This is a genomic window from Streptomyces aureus, assembly GCF_001418135.1.
Taxonomy (GTDB): domain Bacteria; phylum Actinomycetota; class Actinomycetes; order Streptomycetales; family Streptomycetaceae; genus Streptomyces; species Streptomyces aureus_A.
On sequence record NZ_LIPQ01000024.1, the window covers coordinates 12276 to 30437 of the forward strand.

At 71.4% G+C, this 18162-nt stretch carries 16 protein-coding genes; 7 read left to right on the plus strand and 9 right to left on the minus strand.

Going from position 1 to position 18162, the window contains the following annotated elements; all coding sequences use genetic code 11:
- Positions 1-166 precede the first annotated feature (166 nt).
- Positions 167-2548 (plus strand): chitinase C-terminal domain-containing protein, encoded by a 2382-nt coding sequence (locus AOK00_RS02725; RefSeq protein WP_055598718.1) that lies wholly within the window; start codon positions 167-169, stop codon positions 2546-2548.
- Between the two features lie 135 nt (positions 2549-2683).
- Positions 2684-3448: an SDR family oxidoreductase gene (locus AOK00_RS02730; RefSeq protein ID WP_055598719.1), complete on the plus strand. Its 765-nt coding sequence runs from the start codon at positions 2684-2686 to the stop codon at positions 3446-3448.
- A gap of 76 nt (positions 3449-3524) precedes the next feature.
- Here AOK00_RS02730 and AOK00_RS02735 read toward each other — a convergent pair whose 3' ends face one another.
- Entirely contained in the window at positions 3525-4700 is a 1176-nt protein-coding gene (locus AOK00_RS02735; protein WP_055598720.1) for an ROK family transcriptional regulator, read from the minus strand.
- 124 nt (positions 4701-4824) lie between these two features.
- Between AOK00_RS02735 and AOK00_RS02740 the strand changes: the two genes are divergently transcribed.
- From AOK00_RS02740 to AOK00_RS02750, 3 genes are all read left to right on the plus strand, one after another.
- Complete coding sequence (locus tag AOK00_RS02740; RefSeq protein ID WP_055598721.1) at positions 4825-6039, plus strand: MFS transporter; 1215 nt, start codon at positions 4825-4827, stop codon at positions 6037-6039.
- A gap of 132 nt (positions 6040-6171) precedes the next feature.
- Entirely contained in the window at positions 6172-7590 is a 1419-nt protein-coding gene (locus AOK00_RS02745) for a uracil-xanthine permease family protein (RefSeq protein ID WP_055598722.1), read from the plus strand.
- 73 nt (positions 7591-7663) lie between these two features.
- Positions 7664-8398, plus strand: a complete 735-nt coding sequence (locus AOK00_RS02750) for a DUF5995 family protein (protein ID WP_301554181.1) — start codon at positions 7664-7666, stop codon at positions 8396-8398.
- Between the two features lie 12 nt (positions 8399-8410).
- Here AOK00_RS02750 and AOK00_RS02755 read toward each other — a convergent pair whose 3' ends face one another.
- Together AOK00_RS02755 and AOK00_RS02760 are read right to left on the minus strand one after the other, a co-directional pair.
- Entirely contained in the window at positions 8411-10108 is a 1698-nt protein-coding gene (locus tag AOK00_RS02755) for a flavin monoamine oxidase family protein (RefSeq protein ID WP_055598723.1), read from the minus strand.
- 60 nt (positions 10109-10168) lie between these two features.
- A complete protein-coding gene (locus tag AOK00_RS02760; protein WP_055598724.1) occupies positions 10169-10975 on the minus strand; it encodes a carbon-nitrogen hydrolase family protein in 807 nt (268 codons plus the stop codon).
- A gap of 288 nt (positions 10976-11263) precedes the next feature.
- On the opposite strand from AOK00_RS02760, the gene AOK00_RS02765 reads away from it, so the two are divergent.
- Complete coding sequence (locus tag AOK00_RS02765; protein ID WP_055598725.1) at positions 11264-11830, plus strand: hypothetical protein; 567 nt, start codon at positions 11264-11266, stop codon at positions 11828-11830.
- 82 nt (positions 11831-11912) lie between these two features.
- On the opposite strand, the gene AOK00_RS02770 is transcribed toward AOK00_RS02765, so the two are convergent.
- Positions 11913-12368, minus strand: a complete 456-nt coding sequence (locus tag AOK00_RS02770) for an Lrp/AsnC family transcriptional regulator (protein ID WP_015032260.1) — start codon at positions 12366-12368, stop codon at positions 11913-11915.
- Positions 12369-12378: 10 nt separating this feature from the next.
- Complete coding sequence (locus tag AOK00_RS02775; protein ID WP_055598726.1) at positions 12379-13866, minus strand: amino acid permease; 1488 nt, start codon at positions 13864-13866, stop codon at positions 12379-12381.
- A 289-nt stretch (positions 13867-14155) separates the two neighbouring features.
- Here AOK00_RS02775 and AOK00_RS02780 point away from each other — a divergent pair, with 289 nt between their 5' ends.
- Complete coding sequence (locus AOK00_RS02780) at positions 14156-15229, plus strand: GDSL-type esterase/lipase family protein (protein ID WP_079041810.1); 1074 nt, start codon at positions 14156-14158, stop codon at positions 15227-15229.
- On the opposite strand, the gene AOK00_RS02785 is transcribed toward AOK00_RS02780, so the two are convergent.
- The 4 genes from AOK00_RS02785 to AOK00_RS02800 all read right to left on the minus strand — a co-directional run bounded on the left by AOK00_RS02785 (position 15201) and on the right by AOK00_RS02800 (position 18110).
- Positions 15201-15725, minus strand: a complete 525-nt coding sequence (locus AOK00_RS02785) for a GNAT family N-acetyltransferase (RefSeq protein WP_055598728.1) — start codon at positions 15723-15725, stop codon at positions 15201-15203. The two genes, AOK00_RS02780 and AOK00_RS02785, sit on opposite strands and share 29 nt — an antisense overlap.
- Before the next feature lie 77 nt (positions 15726-15802).
- Positions 15803-17245 carry a GuaB1 family IMP dehydrogenase-related protein gene (locus tag AOK00_RS02790; protein ID WP_055598729.1) on the minus strand — a complete coding sequence of 481 codons (1443 nt, stop codon included), beginning with the start codon at positions 17243-17245 and terminating at the stop codon, positions 15803-15805.
- Between the two features lie 105 nt (positions 17246-17350).
- Complete coding sequence (locus AOK00_RS02795) at positions 17351-17683, minus strand: barstar family protein (protein ID WP_055598730.1); 333 nt, start codon at positions 17681-17683, stop codon at positions 17351-17353.
- A complete protein-coding gene (locus AOK00_RS02800) occupies positions 17673-18110 on the minus strand; it encodes a ribonuclease domain-containing protein (protein ID WP_055598731.1) in 438 nt (145 codons plus the stop codon). The genes AOK00_RS02795 and AOK00_RS02800 overlap by 11 nt, the downstream gene beginning before the upstream one ends.
- Positions 18111-18162 lie beyond the last annotated feature (52 nt).

Below are 18162 nucleotides of genomic sequence, written 5' to 3' on the forward strand. Positions count from 1 at the left end.
CCCACGGGACTCTTCTTTGGTCCAGACCTATTGACGCACTGGTCTAGTCCTCTTAATCTCCGTGTCACCTCCGAGGAACGGTCCGGCGGGGTGCGCACTCCACGGGCCCAACACGACCCACCCCCTTGTTCGTTGTGTTTACCCACCTCCCCAGGAGGAATCGATCGTGTTGTCCCCCACCGCGAAAAGAGCCTCGCTGCTCTCCTCCGGCGCGGCCGTCGCCGGGCTGCTGCTCAGCTCGCTCTCCGGCGGCGTCTCGTACGCGGCCGACAACGAGTCCTGTCGCCCCGACGGGCTCTACAAGACCCCGGGCGTCGACGTCCCGTACTGCTCGGTCTACGACACCGAGGGCCGCGAGAAGATGGGCGCGGACCACCAGCGCCGGGTCATCGGCTACTTCACCGGCTGGCGCGACGGCAAGAACGGCCAGCCCGCCTACCTGGCCAAGGACATCCCGTGGGAGAAGATCACCCACATCAACTACGCCTTCGGCCACATCGGCGGGGACAACAAGCTCTCCGTCGGCACGGACGGTCCGAACAACGCGGCCACCGGGATGACCTGGCCCGGTGTCGCGGGCGCCGAGATGGACCCCGCGTACGCCTACAAGGGCCACTTCAACCTGCTGAACAAGTTCAAGAAGCAGCACCCGAACGTGAAGACGCTGATCTCCGTCGGCGGCTGGGCCGAGACCGGCGGCTACTTCGCCGACAACGGTGACCGGGTCGGCTCCGGCGGCTTCTACTCGATGGCCACCAACGCCGACGGTTCGGTCAACCAGGCCGGGATCAACACCTTCGCCGCCTCGTCCGTCGACTTCATCCGCAAGTACGGCTTCAACGGCGTCGACATCGACTACGAGTACCCGACGACCATGAAGGACGCCGGAAACCCGCTCGACTGGCAGCTCGCCAACGCGCGCCGCGCCGGACTCGTGCAGGGCTACGCGGCCCTCATGAAGACCCTGCGCGAGAAGCTCGACGCGGCCGGCGCCGCCGACGGCAAGCACTACCTGCTGACCGTCGCCGCCCCCTCCTCCGGCTACCTGCTGAGGGGCATGGAGACCTTCCAGATGCAGAAGTATCTGGACTACGTCAACATCATGTCCTACGACCTGCACGGCGCCTGGAACGAGTACGTCGGGCCCAACGCCTCCCTCTTCGACGACGGCAAGGACGGCGAGCTCGCCGCCGCCAACGTCTACGGCTCGGCGCAGTACGGCAACATCGGGTACCTCAACACCGACTGGGCGTACCACTACTTCCGCGGCTCGATGCCGGCCGGCCGGATCAACATCGGCCTGCCCTACTACACCCGCGGCCACAAGAACGTGCAGGGCGGCACCGACGGCCTGTGGGGCAAGGCCTCCGCGACCACCTGCCCGGCCGGCGCCGGTCTGACCAAGTGCGGTGACGGCGCCACCGGCATCGACAACCTGTGGCACGACAAGGACACCAACGGTGTCGAGTCGCCCGCGGGCTCCAACCCGATGTGGCACGCCAAGAACCTCGAGAAGGGGATCGTCGGCGACTACGTCACGCAGTACGGCTTCCCGGCGAACACCACCCTGACCGGCACCTACGCCCGCAAGTACGACTCGACCCTGGTCGCGCCGTGGCTGTGGAACGCGCAGAAGAAGGTCTTCCTCTCCACCGAGGACGAGCAGTCGGTGGCCGCCAAGGCCGACTACGTGGTCAGCAAGGGCATCGGCGGAACGATGGTCTGGGAGATGGCCGGCGACTACGCCTGGAACGCCGCCAAGGGCCAGTACGAGATGGGCTCGACCCTCACCTCGCTGATGTACGACAAGTTCAAGGCGGCCACCCCGTACGGCGCGAAGAAGTCCAACGCGACCCTGCCGACGCAGGCCGTGAAGATCGACGCTCAGTTCACCGAGTTCAAGCTCGGTGACTCGAACTACCCGATCACCCCGAAGATCAAGATCACCAACAACACGGCGGCCACCCTCCCGGGCGGCACGGAGTTCCAGTTCGACTACGGGACCTCGGCCCCGGCCAACGCCTCCGACCAGTCGGGCTTCGGCACGAAGGTGATCAGCAGCGACCACACGGGCGGCAACGTGGGCGGCCTGAAGGGCGACTTCCACCGCGTCTCCCTGAAGCTCCCGGCCTGGCAGTCGCTGGCCCCGGGCGCCACGGTCGACCTGGCGTTCAACTACTACCTGCCGGTGTCCACCCCGTCCAACTGGACGGTGAACATCAACGGCACGACGTACGCCCTCGCCGGTGACCTGGCGCGCGGCACGACGGTCGTGGAGCCGGGCACGACGACCCCTCCGACCACCCCGCCGACGACGCCGCCCACCACGCCGCCGACGACCCCGCCCACGACTCCCCCGACCACGCCTCCGACGACGCCGCCCACCGGCTGCGGCACGGTCCCGGCGTACGTGGCCGGCACGGTCTACAACGCGGGCAACGAGGTCTCCCACAACGGCCGCAAGTACAGGGCCCAGTGGTGGACCCAGAACGAGACGCCGGGCACGACCGGCGACTGGGGCGTCTGGAAGGACCTGGGTCCCTGCTGACGCACCCCCTCTGAACCCCCGGCGGCGGAACATCACGGCCCTTGCCGCCGCCGGGCCCCCAGCGCCGCGCCCCCCTGTCCGGGGCGCGGCGCCTCCGCGTGTGCGGAGGAGGCCCTGGGCGGTCAGTCTTGAGACATGAGCACGATCCTGGTGACCGGTGGCACGGGGACCCTCGGCCGGCCCGTCTGTGAGCGGCTGCGCGCGGACGGCCACGGCGTAAGGGTCCTCAGCAGGCACTCACCGCCCTACGCGGTCGATCTCCGGCAGGGCGGGCCGCTGCTCGACCGGGCCGTCGACGGGGTCGACGCGATCGTCCACTGCAGCAACATCCTGCGCGGCGACAAGGACGCCGCCCGCATCCTGATCGAGGCGGCCCGGCGCGCCGGAGTGCCCCATCTGCTCTACATCTCGATCATCGGCGTCGACCGGGTGCCGCTCGGCTACTACCGCACCAAGTACGCGGTGGAACGCATGGTCCAGGGCTCGGGCATCGGCTGGACGCTGCTGCGCACCACCCAGTTCCACGACCTGGTCCTCCAGCTGCTCCAGGGATTGGCCAAGCCGCCCGTGATGCTGCTGCCCAAGGAGGTACGGGACCAGCCCCTGGAGGTGACGGAGGCGGCCGCGCGACTAGCCGAACTGGCCGCCGGGCGGCCGGCGGGCCGGGTGGAGGACATGGCCGGTCCCGAGATCCGGACCTTCGTCGAGCTGGCCCGCTCCTATCTGCGGGCGAGCGGCCGGCGGCGCCGCCTCGTCGAGGTGCCGCTGCCGGGCAGGGCCTACCGGGGGCTGCGGCGCGGCGATCACCTGGCACCGGATCGCGCGGTGGGGCAGGTGACGTTCGACGAGTTCCTGGCGCGGCGGTTCGGCGCGGCGGGTGGGCCGGCGACGGGCGCCTGAAGCCCGGTGCTGCCTGAAGCCCTGATCCGCCCGAAGCCTTGGTCCGGAGTCCCGCCGTTTCCGGAGTCCCGCCCTTCTAGAGCCCCGCCGTCGGCGCCCCGAAGAGCGCGTCCTGCGCCGCGTCCCGGGCCAGGAGCAGGGCGCCGCGCAGCACCGCCGCGTCCCCCAGGGCCGTCGCGCGGACCTGCGTACGGAGCGGGGAGAGGGCGGCGAGTTCGGCCTCCACGCGCGCGGCGAGCGCGGCGCCGCCCTGGTGTCCGGTCTCCCCGGCGAGGACCACGCAGCCGGGGTCGAGGACCGAGACGACGGCGGCGGCTCCGATGGCGAGGCGGCGGGCCAGGGGGTCGAGGAAGGCGGCGTGGCCCGAGTCGAGCGCCGCCCCCGTGGCGGGGCCCGCCCCGGCCAGCGCCTCCGACGCCGCGAGGCCGTGCGCGGCGGCGAGGGACTCGACGGCCGCGGCGCAGGCCAGCTCGTGGAAGCCGCCGTCGCAGCCGGTGGCCGACGGAAGCCCCGAGGTGCCGGGCACGGGCAGGAAGCCGATCTCGCCCGCACCGCCCGAGGCCCCGCGGCGCAGCCGCCCGCCGAGGACGACGGCCGCGCCGACGCCCTGGCCGAGCCAGAGCAGGACGAAGTCGTCGCGGTCGCGGGCGGCGCCCTCGCGCAGTTCGGCGACGGCGGCGAGGTTGGTCTCGTTCTCGACGAGGACGTGTGCGGGCAGCCGTTCCTGGAGGTCGCCGACGAGCCGCCGGTGCCAGGCGGGCAGTCCCGAGGAGTCGCGGAGTTCGCCGGTGGCCGGGTCGACGAGGCCGGGGGCGCCGACGGTCACGCTGTGCAGCCGGTCGGCGCCCGCCTCCTTCACGGTCCGTTCCAGGAGTGCGACCGCCTTCTCGACGGCGGGTCCGGTGTCGCTGTCGTCACCGACGCGCACGGAGGCCTCGGCGAGGGTGGCGCCGAGCAGGTCGGCGACGGTGACGGAGACCGAGCGGGTCCGTACGTCGAGGGCGGCGAGGTGCGCGCGGTCGGCGACGAGCCCGTACAGCTTGGCGTTGGGTCCCCGGCGCTCGGCTCCGGACTCCCCGACGACGTGGACGAGCCCGGAGCCCTGGAGCCGCTCGACGAGGTCGGCGACGGTGGGCCGGGAGAGCCCGGTGAGGGTCTTGAGCTGAGTGGCCGTCAACGGGCCCTCGTCCTGGAGCAGTCGCAGGGCGAACCGGTCGTTGATGGCTCGTGCGGTGCTCGGGGATGCGGCCATGCGGCGATCCTCTCAGACGCGCCCGGGTGCGGATGCCGTACCGCGGTCTATTTATCAGGCAGGGTTCCTGATAGTTTACGGCCGCACCACCCGACAACGCCACGACACCACCCAGGGAGGGCCCATGGCGGCGGAGACCGTCACCAGCACCGAACGCCTGCGGCGGGCGCGCTTCGCCGTCGCCGCCGTCTTCTGCGTCCACGGCTCCGTCACCGGCAGTTTCGCGACCCGCATCCCCTGGATCCAGGAGCACGCGGGCGTGAGCGCGGGGCAGCTGGGGCTCGCGCTCGCCTTTCCGGCCCTCGGCGCCTCCGTCGCGATGCCGCTGGCCGGGGCCGTGTCCCACCGGTTCGGCGCCCGCACGGCGCTGCGCGGTCTGCTCACCCTCTGGACGCTCGCCCTGACGCTGCCCTCGCTCGCCCCGAACGTCTGGGGCCTGTGCGCCGCGCTGTTCGTGTTCGGCGCGACCGCCGGCATGTCCGACGTGGCGATGAACGCGCTCGGGGTCGAGACCGAGAACCGGCTCGGCAAGTCCATCATGTCGAGCCTGCACGGCATGTGGAGCGCGGGCGCCCTCATCGGCTCCGCCGCCGGTACGGTCGCCGCCCACCTCGGCGGCGACGCCCGGCTCCACCACCTGATCGCGGCCCTGGCCCTCACCGCCCTCGGCCTGGTCTTCTGCCAGGGCGTCCTGGACATGCGGAGCACGCCGGACGAGGAGCCGCCCCCGCGCTTCTCGCTGCCGCCGAAGTCCGCGCTGGTCATCGGCGCGATCGGCTTCTGCGCGGTGTTCGCGGAGGGCGCCAGCCTCGACTGGTCGGCCGTCTACCTCCGGGACGAACTGGGCAGCTCCGCCGGGCTCGCGGCCGCGTCGACGACCGCCTTCGCGCTGACGATGACCGTCGCACGCCTGGCCGGCGACCGCGTCGTGGACCGCTTCGGGGCGGTCCGTACGGTACGGGTCGGCGGCGCCGTCGCCACCCTCGGCGGGGCCCTGGTCGTCGTCGCCCCGCACGCCGCCGTCGCCATGGCGGGATTCGGCCTCATCGGGCTCGGGGTCGCGGTCGTCGTCCCGCTCGCCTTCGCCGCGGCCGGGCGCAGCGGGCCGAACCCGAGCCAGGCCATCGCGGGCGTCGCCACCATCACGTACACCTCGGGGCTCATCGCCCCCTCGGCGATCGGCGGCATCGCCGACGCGACCTCGCTGGTCTTCTCGTTCGGCCTGGTCACCCTGCTCGCCCTGGGGCTCGTCGTGGGCGCGGGCGTCCTGAGGTCCGCCGAGCGGGATGCCACACCGACGAAGCCCGCTCCGGAGAAGGCCCCGGGCCCCGTCGGGTAGCGGTCCCGGGCCCGGGCGGACAGCGGGACCCGCACCCCGGCGACCGTCCCGTGCCCCCGGCGGCGCATACCATGTGGCTGATCTTTTGCGGTTACGACACGACCGCCGGAACCGGAGAACGGGAGCCACCTCATGAACCTCGGCGTGCGCTGGACCTTGCACGGCGACGGGAAGACACCCGCTCCCGGAGCCGTCGTCCGCCCGGACGAACGGCTCTCCTGGCCCCGTACGGTCGGCCTCGGCGCCCAGCACGTGGTCGCCATGTTCGGGGCGTCTTTCGTCGCCCCGGTACTCATGGGCCTCGACCCGAACCTCGCGATCATGATGTCCGGTTTCGCGACCGCGATCTTCCTGCTCGCGACCCGCGGCACCGTGCCCTCCTACCTGGGCTGCTCGCTCTCGTTCGTCGGTGTCGCCGCCGCGATCCGGGCCTCCGGCGGCACCAGCGCCACCGTGACCGGCGCGGTCCTCGTCGTCGGCGCGGTACTCCTCCTCGCCGGTCTCGCGGTCAGGAGGTTCGGCGCGCGGATCATCCACGCGGCGATGCCGCCGATCGTGACCGGCGCCGTCGTCATGCTGATCGGCTTCAACCTGGCCCCGGTCACCGCGGCGACGTACTGGCCGCAGGACCAGTGGACGGCCCTCCTCGTGATGCTGTTCACCGGCCTCGCCGTCGTCTGTCTGCGCGGCTTCTGGTCCCGGATCGCGATCTTCCTCGGCCTGATCTTCGGCTACGGCATCTCGTGGATCTTCGACCTGGTCTTCGGCAAGATCCACTCGATGTCCGCGAGCGGCCAGGTCACCGACCACTGGCGGCTCGACCTCTCCGGGGTCTCCCAGGCCGACTGGATCGGTCTGCCCTCGTTCCACGGCCCGAGCTTCGAGACGTCCGCGATCCTGGTCGCGCTGCCCGTCGTCATCGCCCTGATCGCCGAGAACGCCGGACACGTCAAGGCGGTCGGCGAGATGACCGGCAAGCCGCTGGACGACCAGCTCGGCACCGCGATCGCCGCCGACGGCGCCGCATCGATGCTGTCGACGGCCGTGGGCGGCCCGCCGAACACCACGTACTCCGAGAACATCGGTGTCATGGCCGCCACCCGGGTCTACTCGACGGCCGCCTACTGGGCCGCCGCCGGATTCGCCCTGCTCTTCGGTCTCTGCCCGAAGTTCGGCGCGGTCGTCGCCGCCATCCCCGGTGGGGTCCTCGGCGGCATCACCGTGATCCTGTACGGCATGATCGGCCTGCTCGGCGCCCAGATCTGGATCAACGCCGAGGTCGACCTGCGCAACCCGCTCAACCTGGTCCCGGCCGCCGCGGGCATCATCATCGGCGTCGGCGGGGTGAAGCTGACCTTCACGGACACCTTCGAGCTGGGCGGCATCGCGCTCGGCACGATCGTCGTCATCACCGGCTACCACGTGCTGCGGGCCTTCGCGCCGGCCCACCTCAAGCGGCAGGAGCCGCTGCTCGACTCCGGCACCAGCTCGTACGAGAGCACGTCCGGCGACGAGAGCACGTCCGGCGACGCACCGCTGTCGAAGAACTGAGTGATTCGCCCGTTCTGGGGAAGCCGGGCCGGAGGAGTTCCCTCCCGGGCCCGGCGACTGGGAGCCTGCCCGCATGGCGCAGACCCAGCAGATCGGGCAGAGCGAACAGACACAGCGGGTCGGGCGGCAGCCCGGCCCGTTCCTCGCGGTCGACCCCGTGGTGGACCGGATGCGGGCGTTCCGCTCGGCCTGGCATCCGGCCGACGGGGTCGCCGTCTTCAACCGGGTCTATCTGACCGTCACGGAGGAGCTCGGCCATGCCATCGAGGCGGGCGGCTTCGCCGACCGGCGTGCCGCGGCCACCCTCGACGTGCGGTTCGCCGAGCGGTACCTGACCGCGGTCGACGCGGCCGCGACCGGCCGCCCCTCCCCCGCCTGCTGGCGGCCGCTGTTCCGCTACCGCCGCCATCCCGGCGTACGGCCGCTGCAGTTCGCGCTGGCCGGGATCAACGCCCACATCGGCCACGACCTGGCCCTCGCGGTGGTCGACACCTGCCGGGTCCTGGAGTGCGCGCCCGCCGACCTGGAGGACGAGTTCGACCGGGTCGGCGACGTCCTGGTCCTCCTGGAGGAGCGCATCCGGGAGGAACTGATGCCGGGCCCGGACCTCCTGGAGATCGCGGACCCGCTGACACATCTGCTCGGCTGCTGGAGCCTCGACCGGGCCCGCGACGGGGCCTGGCTGGCGGCGCGCTCGCTGTGGCAGCTGCGCGGCCTGCCCGAGCTGGCCGAGGAGTTCACGGAACGCCTCGACCGCTCGGTGGGCCTGGTGGGACGGATGCTCCTCACGCCCCTGACCAGGCCCTGATCCGTACGGGGATCAGTCCTCCGGCAGCTCGACCGGCGCGATCTCGTCGTACACGTCGCCCGGACCCGGGTTGGTGGCGTCGGTGCCGCCGCCGAAGTGGTGCATCACGCCCCACACCGCGTTGAGCGCCGTCTGCACCGCGCCCTCGGCCCAGCCGGCCGTCCAGGAGATGTCGTCGCCCGCGAGGAAGATGCCCCGCTTGTCCTCGGGCAGCCGGTCCTGCATGAAGTGGGTGAACAGGCGCCGCTGGTAGCGGTAGTGACCGGGCAGGTTCGCCTTGAACGCGCCCATGAAGTACGGCTCGTTCTCCCAGGAGACCGTCACCGGGTTGCCGATGATGTGCTTCCGGATGTCGACCTTGGGGTAGATCTCGCCGAGCGACTTCAGCATGACCTCCATCCGCTCGTTCGCGGACAGCGGCAGCCACTTCAGGCTGTCGTCGCACCAGGTGTACGACAGGCAGATGGTGGCCGGCTTGTCCGGGCCGTCGTCCAGGAGGTACGTGCCGCGGGTCATCCGGTCGGTCAGCGTCATCGACATGACGTCACGGCCGGTCTCCTCGTCCTTGTCCAGCCAGAACGGCCGGTCGACCGGGACGAAGAGCTTCGACGACTCCATGTAGTGGGTGCGCTCGATCGCCGTCCAGTGGTCGATCGGGAAGAGCGAGTCGTCACAGGCGATCTTGGAGAGCAGCATCCAGGACTGGGCGGTGAAGATCGCCGCCTGGAAGGTACGGATGTCGCCGGAGGCGTCGGTGACGGTGATCCGGTTGCCGGCGGTCCGGTTCAGCCGGGTCACGGCCGGCTTCGGGGTGCCCTCGTGCAGGGAGCTGAGCGAGGTGCCCTGCGCCCAGTGGACGATCTTCTCCGGCTCGCGCTCCCACAGGCGCAGCGGCAGCTGCTGCGAGCCGCCGACGATGCCGCGGTGGTGGTCGTCGGCCTCGGTGTAGACGACGCGGAGGATCTCCAGGATGGAGTTGGGGAAGTCGGTGTCCCAGCCGCCGGTGCCGAAGCCGACCTGGCCGAAGATCTCGCGGTGCCGGAAGGACTTGAAGGACTCCGACTCGCAGAGGAAACCGTAGAAGGTCTGGTTGTCGAGCTTCTCGACGAGCTTCGACCAGATCTCGCGGATGCGCGGGACGTCGCGCTCGCGCATGGCCTGGTTCATGTCGGAGAAGTCGGCGCCCTCGTCGAGGCAGGCGTTCCACGCGTTCATCACGTCGCGGTAGACCTGCGGGAGGTCGTCGACGGTGGTGGCGTAGTGCGACTCGCCCTTGAGGTCGACGACGGTCGAGGGGGTCGCCTCGGCCAGCGGGTTCGGGAAGGGCGTGGTCTCCAGGCCGACCAGGTCGATGTAGTGCTGGAGCGCGGTCGAGGAGGGCGGGAAGCGCATGGCGCCCATCTCGGCGGTGAGGCCCTCGGTCGCGGTGCCCTCGAAGCCGACGGTACGCAGCCGGCCGCCGATCTGGTCGGCCTCGTAGACGACGGGCTTGAGGCCCATCTTCATGAGCTCGTACGCGGCGATGATGCCGGAGAGTCCGCCGCCGATGACGGCGACCTCGGTGCCGTGCTCGGTCGCCGGTATCTGGCCGAGCCCGGCCGGGTGGGCCAGGAAGTCGTCGTAGGCGTACGGGAAGTCCGGACCGAACATGGTGATCGGCGGCTGGCCGTCGCTGTGGGGGACGGCGGTCGTGGGCACCGTGGACGTCATGGGGTACGGACTCCTTGCACGGAAAGATGAGGCAGGTCGGGAAGGCGGGGAGGGGGCCGCTCAGACGAGGGGGCCGTAGAGACCCGGGCGCCGGTCGCGGAGGTAGGGGTTCTCCGCGCGGGAGGCCGCCAGGAAGCCGGGGTCGACGTCGCCGACGACGAGGTCCTCGCCCCGCCCGGCCCGGGCGCGGGCGGTGCCGTCGGGGCCCGCGAGGGTGGAGAGCCCGACGAACTCGAACTCGGCCTCCGGGCCGGTCCGGTTGGCGTACGCGATGTAGAGCTGGTTCTCGAAGGCGCGGACCGGCACCACGGACAGGGGCACGACCTCTGCGGGGTGCATGAGCGCGGTCGGTACGAGGAGGAGGTCCGTGCCGGCCAGCGCGTGCGCCCGTACGTTCTCGGGGAACTCGACGTCGTAGCAGATCATCATGCCGACGGTCAGTCCGTCGAGCTCCGCCTGGACGACGGCCCGGTCACCGGGGGTGAACCACTTCAGCTCGAAGTCTCCGAAGAGATGGGTCTTCCGGTACCGCGCGAGCGGGACGCCGTCGGCGCCGATGAGCTGCGCGGAGTTGTACAGGACCCCGTGCTGCTCGGTGTCCCGCTCCGGGTAGCCGTAGCCGACGGCCAGGCCGTGGCGCACGGCGATCGCCGCGACGGCGCGGGCCGAGGGGCCGTCGTCCGGCTCGGCCAGGCGCGCGATGTCGGCGCCGATGGCGTATCCGGTGAGGAAGAGCTCGGGGGCGAGCAGCAGTCCCGCTCCGGCGGCGGCGGCGCGGCCGGCGGCCTCGTCGAGGATCTTGAGGTTGGCGGCCACGTCACCGAGCTCGCCGGAGCTCTGGAGCAGGGCGGTGCGCAGCGCGGGCATGCGTGATCCTCGGAGGTCGGAGTACAGGGGGAAGACGTCAAAAACGGTACGGTTTCACGCTCGGTCGGGACAAGACGGCAGCGTTGCGGACCGACCGTCGAACCGTTGCGCGATCGACCGGTGGGACGGCGATTCGTTGCGTACGGCTCCGCCCGGGGTCGCGGTCCGTCTCCGCCGCGCGGCGGAGACGGAACCGTCCTGCGGCTCGACGCCGTCCGGCGGGCGCCGCGGAAGAGTGGTGGTCGTCCGGAGGAACCCCGGACGACCTGCCGAAAGGACCGCGTAGTCATGAACCGCCGTACGAAGATCGTCGCCGTCTCCGCTGCCGTTCTGCTGACCCTGGGGGCCGGGGGCATGGCCGCCGCCTCGGCGGACGACAGCCACCGCCCCGCCGCGGCCCCGGCCGCCGTCTCGGAGGCCGCCGCGCTGACCGGTACGGCCAAGCTGTACCGCCCGGCCGGGGACGACATCACGTTCTCCTTCGACGCGCACCTGGCGGAGAAGGACCGGCAGGATCCGATGAAGGCCACCGGCACCTTCCGCTTCAGCCACTACAAGGGCGACTGGGGCGGGTACGCCAAGGTGAAGGTCGACTGCCTCACCACGGGCGGCAAGGTGGCCGTCGTGTCCGGTGTCGTCGTCGAGACGGATGTGAAGGAGTTCCGGAAGGCGCGGGTGGGCGTCACGGTGCACGACGTCCCCGGCGGCGACCGGCTCGGCTACACCTGGATGACCGCCGACCCTCAGAAGGACAAGGTGCCGCCGTGCGTCAGCGGCGCGCCGTTCGAGAAGGTCGAGAAGGGCACGGGCGACTTCGAGGTCGTGCCCTGGGAGTTCGTCTACCCGACCGAGTAGGCCGCCCCACGGGGGTGGGCGGGCGAAGGGCGGTGCGGGAACCACGGCCCGCACCGCCCCGACGGCCGACCGCCCCGCAGGGCTACGCGGGCGATCCCGAGGAGAAGCGTCGCAGCAGCGGCGACAGCACCAGGACGGACTTGGTGCGCTCCACGAAGGGCTCGCCCGCGATCCGCTCCAGGACCCGCTCGAAGTGGCGCATGTCCGAGGCGAAGACCTGGACGACGGCGTCCGCGTCACCGGTGACGGTCGACGCGGACACCACCTCGGGATACCGCTCGAGACCTCGCCGGATGTCGTCCGGCGAGGTGTTGTGGCGACAGTAGATCTCGACGAAGCCCTCGGTCTCCCAGCCGAGCGCCGCCGGGTCCACCCGTACGGTGAATCCGGTGATGGCGCCCTCGGCCCTGAGCCGGTCCACGCGCCGCTTCACGGCGGGGGCGGAGAGTCCGACGAGCGAGCCGATGTCGGCGTAGCTGCGGCGGGCGTCTTCCGCGAGGGCGTGGACGATGCGTTCGTCGAGGTCGTTGAGTCGCACTACGGGTGGATCACTTCTCTGCTGAGGTCTCTGCCACGGTCGGCGCGGAGGCCAGTCGGGAGCGGCGCATGCCGTACAGGAAGTAGAACACGAGGCCCGCGGCCATCCAGCAACCGAAGACCGTCCAGGTGATCGAGTCCAGGCTGAACATGTTGTACACGCAGAACAGGAAGCCCAGGATCGGGAAGGTCCAGCCGAGCGGCACACGGAAGGTGCGGTCCATGGTCGGCCGGGTGCGGCGCAGCACGATCACCGCGATGTTGACCAGGCCGAAGGCGAACAGGGTGCCGATGCTGGTGGCGTCGACGAGCTTGCCCAGCGGGATGACGGAGGCGAGGGCGCCGCAGAACAGCGACACGATCACGGTGTTGACGCGGGGGGTGCCGGTCTTGCCGTTGACCTTGCCGAAGACCTTGGGCACGAGGCCGTCGCGGGACATCGCGAAGAGCACGCGGGTCTGGCCGTAGAGGACGGTGAGCACGACGCTGGCGATCGAGATGACGGCGCCGGCGGCGAGCAGGGTGCCCCAGAACTTCTGACCGCTCACGTCGTTCATGATCGCCGCGAGCGAGGCCTCGGAGCCCTCGAAGTCCTTCCAGTTCCACGCGCCGACGGCGACGGCCGCGACCAGGACGTAGAGCACGGTGACGATGAGCAGCGAGAGCATGATCGCGCGGGGCAGATCACGCTTCGGGTCCTTCGCCTCCTCACCGGCGGTGGAGGCGGCGTCGAAGCCGATGTAGGAGAAGAAGAGGCTGGCTCCGGCGGCGCTGACGCCGGCCATGCCGAGCGGCATGAAGTCGGCGTAGTTGCCGGACTTGAAGCCCATGAAGCCGATGGCGCAGAAGAGCACCAGCGCGGCGATCTTCACGAAGACCATGATGGTGTTGACGACGGCGGACTCACGGGCGCCGCCGAGCAGGAAGACCATCGCGAGCAGGACGACGATCAGGCCCGGCAGGTTGATGAAACCGCCCTCGCCGGGGGCCGAGGAGAGCGCCGCGGGAAGCGTGACGCCGATCGTGCCGTCGAGCAGCTCGTTGAGGTACTCGCCCCAGCCGACGGCCACGGCGGCGACCGAGACGCCGTACTCCAGGACCAGGCACCAGCCGCAGACCCAGGCGACGAGTTCACCCATCGTTGCGTAAGCGTACGAGTAGGAGGAACCCGCGACCGGTATGGAGCCGGCCAGCTCGGCGTACGAGAGGGCGGAGAAGAGCGCCGTGAGGCCGGCGATGACGAAGGCGATGGTGACCGCCGGGCCGGCCTTCGGAACGGCGTCACCGAGGACGACGAAGATGCCGGTGCCGAGCGTGGCACCGATGCTGATCATGGTCAGCTGCCACATGGAGAGCGAGCGGCGGAGATTGCCACCCTCGCCCTGCCCACCCTCTGCGACCAGCTGTTCCACCGGCTTGCGCCGGGTCAGTGCGCCGAGAGCGGAGGTCTTGCGGGTGGTCGATTCCTCGGCCGGTGGGGCTGCGCCATGGTCCAGCACTGCGGAGGCTCCTTATCGCTGCCTGTCGTCGTGACGTGGGACCGCAGCGGTACGCGGGCATGACGAAAGAAGCCCACGGGGGAGGGGAACCGCCGAGCAGACGGTCCCCGCCACTCCTGGTACGAGGCATGAGCCTAAGGGGCGGAGGTTCGCACTCGTAATGCAGGGTTGTTGCGCACTGCCGGATGATCATTGCGCACTTGGGTCGCAGACGGGGAAACATTGCGCTCCCCCGCATGAATCCACACATTGGGGGTGTGAACCGGTCTCCTCCGAGCATTGACTCCTCATGCCCCATGACCCACGCTGCGAGGCCACGACGACCCCCCGATCGGAGGCACAGGTGGGCTGGCTCGACCCGGCGCCGTTCCTGCGCGGTACGGCCTGGCTGGACGGGAACCGGCCGGTACGCGCCGATCCCGACGACCTGGAACGGCTGCCGTGGGACATCGCCGAGCGGGCCGCGCTGCCCATCGGCGTACGGATGGAGTTCACGGCCGCCCCCGGCACGCGCGCGGTGCGGCTGCGCTACCGGGCGGCCGTCCCGCCGTCCGGCGACCCGCTCGCCGGACTCCGCCACTGCTTCAGCCTCTGGAGCGGTACGCGGTTCGTCGGCGAGGCCTGTGCCGCGCCGGCCCCCGAGGCCACCGTGACGATCCCGCTGCCCCCGGGCGGCGGCGTGTTCGCCGTCCACCTCCCGGAGGACCAGGCGCCGGTGCCGCTCGCCCTGCGGGCCCTCGGCGGGGCCCTCTCCCCCGCCCCCGCGCAGCCCCGCTGGCTGGTCCACGGCGACTCGATCACCGAGGGCTGGTGGTCGACCCGCCCGGCCCACTCCTGGCCCGCCACGGCGGGACGCCTCCTCGGCCTCGACGCGGTGAACCTCGGGTACGCGGGCGGGGCACGCGGCGAACTCCCGCTCGCCGAACACCTGGCGCGGCTCCCCGGCGAGGTCATCACCCTCGCGTTCGGCACCAACTGCTGGTCCACGGTGCCCGCGACGGCCGACTGGCTCTACGCCACCGTCAGGGCCTTCGTGGGCCTGGTCCGCCAAGGCCACCCGGACACCCCGCTGCTGATCGTCTCGCCCGTGCTGCGCCCGGCGGCCGAGCACACCCGCAACGTCCTCGGAGCGACCCTCACGGAGCTGCGCAGGGCCATGGAGCGGGCCGGCCGGGACCTGGCGGCCGAGGGCGACACACGGCTCCTGGTGCTCCCGGGACGGCCCCTGCTCGGCCCGGAGCACCTGGCGGACGGACTGCACCCGGACGACAGGGGCCACGCCAGGATCGCGGCGGCGGTCGCGGAGGCCCTCGGCGGCGTCCTGGAACCCCCGCTCAGGCGTCCGGAGCCGCGAGATCCCTGACCAGGAAGGTGCAGGGATCGGCCTCGTCGTGCGTGCGTCCGTCCGGGTCCGTCCAGCTCCAGCGGTCGGTGTAGGCGACGACGGGCCCGTAGCCGAGCCGCCGGTACAGCGCCGCCGCCCGTGGGTTGTCGTGCCCCACACCGAGCCCCAGGACGGCCCCGCCGCGCTCCCGCGCCAGCTCTTCGGCCGCGTGGATCAGGGCCGTACCGATGCCTTGTCCCCGGAGCTCCGCCCGTACGTCGAGGCCGTTGAACTCCGGGCACTCCCCGACCGCGGCCCGCACCTCGGGGGCCGCGCAGCCGTCCCAGCGGACCTGTCCGTGGCCGACGGGCACCCCGTCCCGCCAGGCGAGGAGGTACGTGCCCGTCCCGGCCTCCTGGCGCGCGAACCGGTCCGCGTGGCGCGTCGGCGCCCCGGGCGCGGGAAGGTGCCGGTCGAGCAGGGGCAGGTCGGCGGCGCGGCAGGGCCGGATCTCCGTACGGTCCACATGATCCATGCGGCGACCGTACGGGACGACGACGGGCCCCCGGGAAGGTTTTCCCGGGGGCCCGCTCACGTCACGACGTGACGGTACTAGCTCCAGCTGGCGTGCAGCGGCTTGCCCTCGGCGTAGCCCGCGGCGGACTGGATGCCGATCACGGCCTTCTCCTCGAACTCGGCGAGCGAGCCGGCACCGGCGTAGGTGCAGGAGGAGCGGACACCCGCGATGATCGAGTCGATCAGGTCCTCGACGCCCGGGCGGTCCGGGTCGAGGAACATGCGCGAGGTGGAGATGCCCTCCTCGAAGAGACCCTTGCGGGCGCGGTCGTAGGCCGACTCCTCGCTCGTGCGGTTCTGCACGGCGCGGGCCGAGGCCATGCCGAAGGACTCCTTGTACGGGCGGCCGTCGGCGGTGTGCTGGAGGTCGCCCGGGGACTCGTACGTCCCGGCGAACCAGGAGCCGATCATCACGTTGGACGCGCCGGCGGCGAGCGCCATGGCGACATCGCGCGGGTGCCGGACGCCACCGTCGGCCCAGACGTGCTTGCCGAACTTCTTGGCCTCGGCGGCGCACTCCAGGACGGCGGAGAACTGCGGGCGGCCGACGCCGGTCATCATGCGCGTGGTGCACATGGCGCCGGGGCCCACGCCGACCTTGATGATGTCCGCGCCGGCCTCGATGAGGTCGCGCACGCCCTCGGCGGCGACGATGTTGCCGGCGACGATCGGGACCTGCGGGTCGAGGGCGCGCACGGCCTTGATCGCGGCGATCATCGACTCCTGGTGGCCGTGCGCCGTGTCGATGACGAGCGTGTCGACGCCGGCGTCGAGCAGCTGCTTGGCCTTGCCCACGAAGTCGCCGTTGATGCCGACGGCGGCGGCGATGCGCAGCTTGCCGCCGGCGTCGGTGGCCGGGGTGTACAGGGTCGCGCGGAGCGCGCCCTTGCGGGTCAGGATGCCGACCAGACGGCCGTCCTTGTCCACGGCCGGCGCGTAGCGGCGGTTGGCGTGGTCGAGCGTGTTGAACGCGTCGCGCGGCTCGATGTCGGCGTCGAGGAGCAGCAGGTCCTTCGACATGACCTCGGAGAGCTGCGTGAAGCGGTCCACCCCGGACAGGTCGGCGTCGGTGACGACACCGACCGGACGACGGTCCTCGTCGACGACGACGGCGGCGTCGTGCGCCCGCTTGGGCAGCAGCGAGAGCGCGTCGGCGACGGTCTGGTGGGGGGTGAGGACGATCGGGGTGTCGAGCACGTGGTGACGGCTCTTGACCCACGAGATGACGTCGGTGACGACCTCGATCGGGATGTCCTGCGGGATGACGACCAGTCCGCCCCGGCGGGCGACGGTCTCGGCCATACGGCGGCCGGCGATGGCGGTCATGTTGGCCACGACCAGCGGGATCGTGGTCCCGGTTCCGTCCGGCGAGGAGAGGTCCACCGCCTGGCGGGAACCGACGGCCGAGCGGCTCGGCACCATGAACACATCGTCGTACGTCAGGTCGTAGGGCGGCTTGACGTCATTGAGGAAACGCACGTGCTGACATCCCAGTCGTTCGGATCGGCCCCTAGGCATTTCAGCCAGGGGAAAAAGCACGTAGTTCATTGTCCCACGCCAGTACGAATACCAGCCCCGGGCGATTCATCCGAGGCTTGCGGCAGGGGCTTCGTCGGATCCTCCGAAGGCCGCCCCCAGGGCGACGAGGACCGTGAGGTGGGTGGGGCGCTGAACGACGGCGGTGGCGAAGACGTCCTGGGCGGTCCGCCACTCGCGCGGGCGCGTCCTGGCGTACTCCTGCCAGCCGGTGACGACGAGGGTGACCGGCTCGGGCAGATCGGTGAGGCAGTCGGCGAGGGCGTCCCAGTTCCGGCCGAACCAGTCGGGCAGGTCGAGGACGGTGGCGCACCGGTCCATGAGTCCGGCCTTGTCCGTGACGCCGGCCAGATCGAGGACGACGGGATCGTCAATCCTCATCCGTGATCACCTCCCGGAAGGTCTCGTAGTGGTCGTCGGTCCAGTAGATCTCGCCGTCCCGCCCGGTCACGATCCGGCGCGCTCCGCGGTCGCGTTCGCCGGGGGTCTTCACGGTGTACTCGCGGTAGTAGCCGCGTTGTTCGCGGGGCAGGATGCGCTCGAAGTTGGAGAAGACGGCGCCGTCCCTGGCGTACGGGTACGGGCCGCCGCGCGCGATGAGGACGAGCGTCTCGCGCGCCTCGGGCGGCAGGTCGGCGGCCCGCACGGTGGGCAGTCCGGAGGTTCCGGTGGGCGCGGCGGCCTCGGTGGCGACGGCGGTCGTGCGGGCGGTGGCGACCGGTCCGGCACCGCCGCTCGACGAGGAGCACCCGGCCAGGAGGACACAGAGGACGAGCGCGAGGAACACGCGCGAGGGCCGGAGCGACATGTCCCGAACATACCGTTGCGGGATGGCTCCGGCCCTCGATCGACTCGGCCGA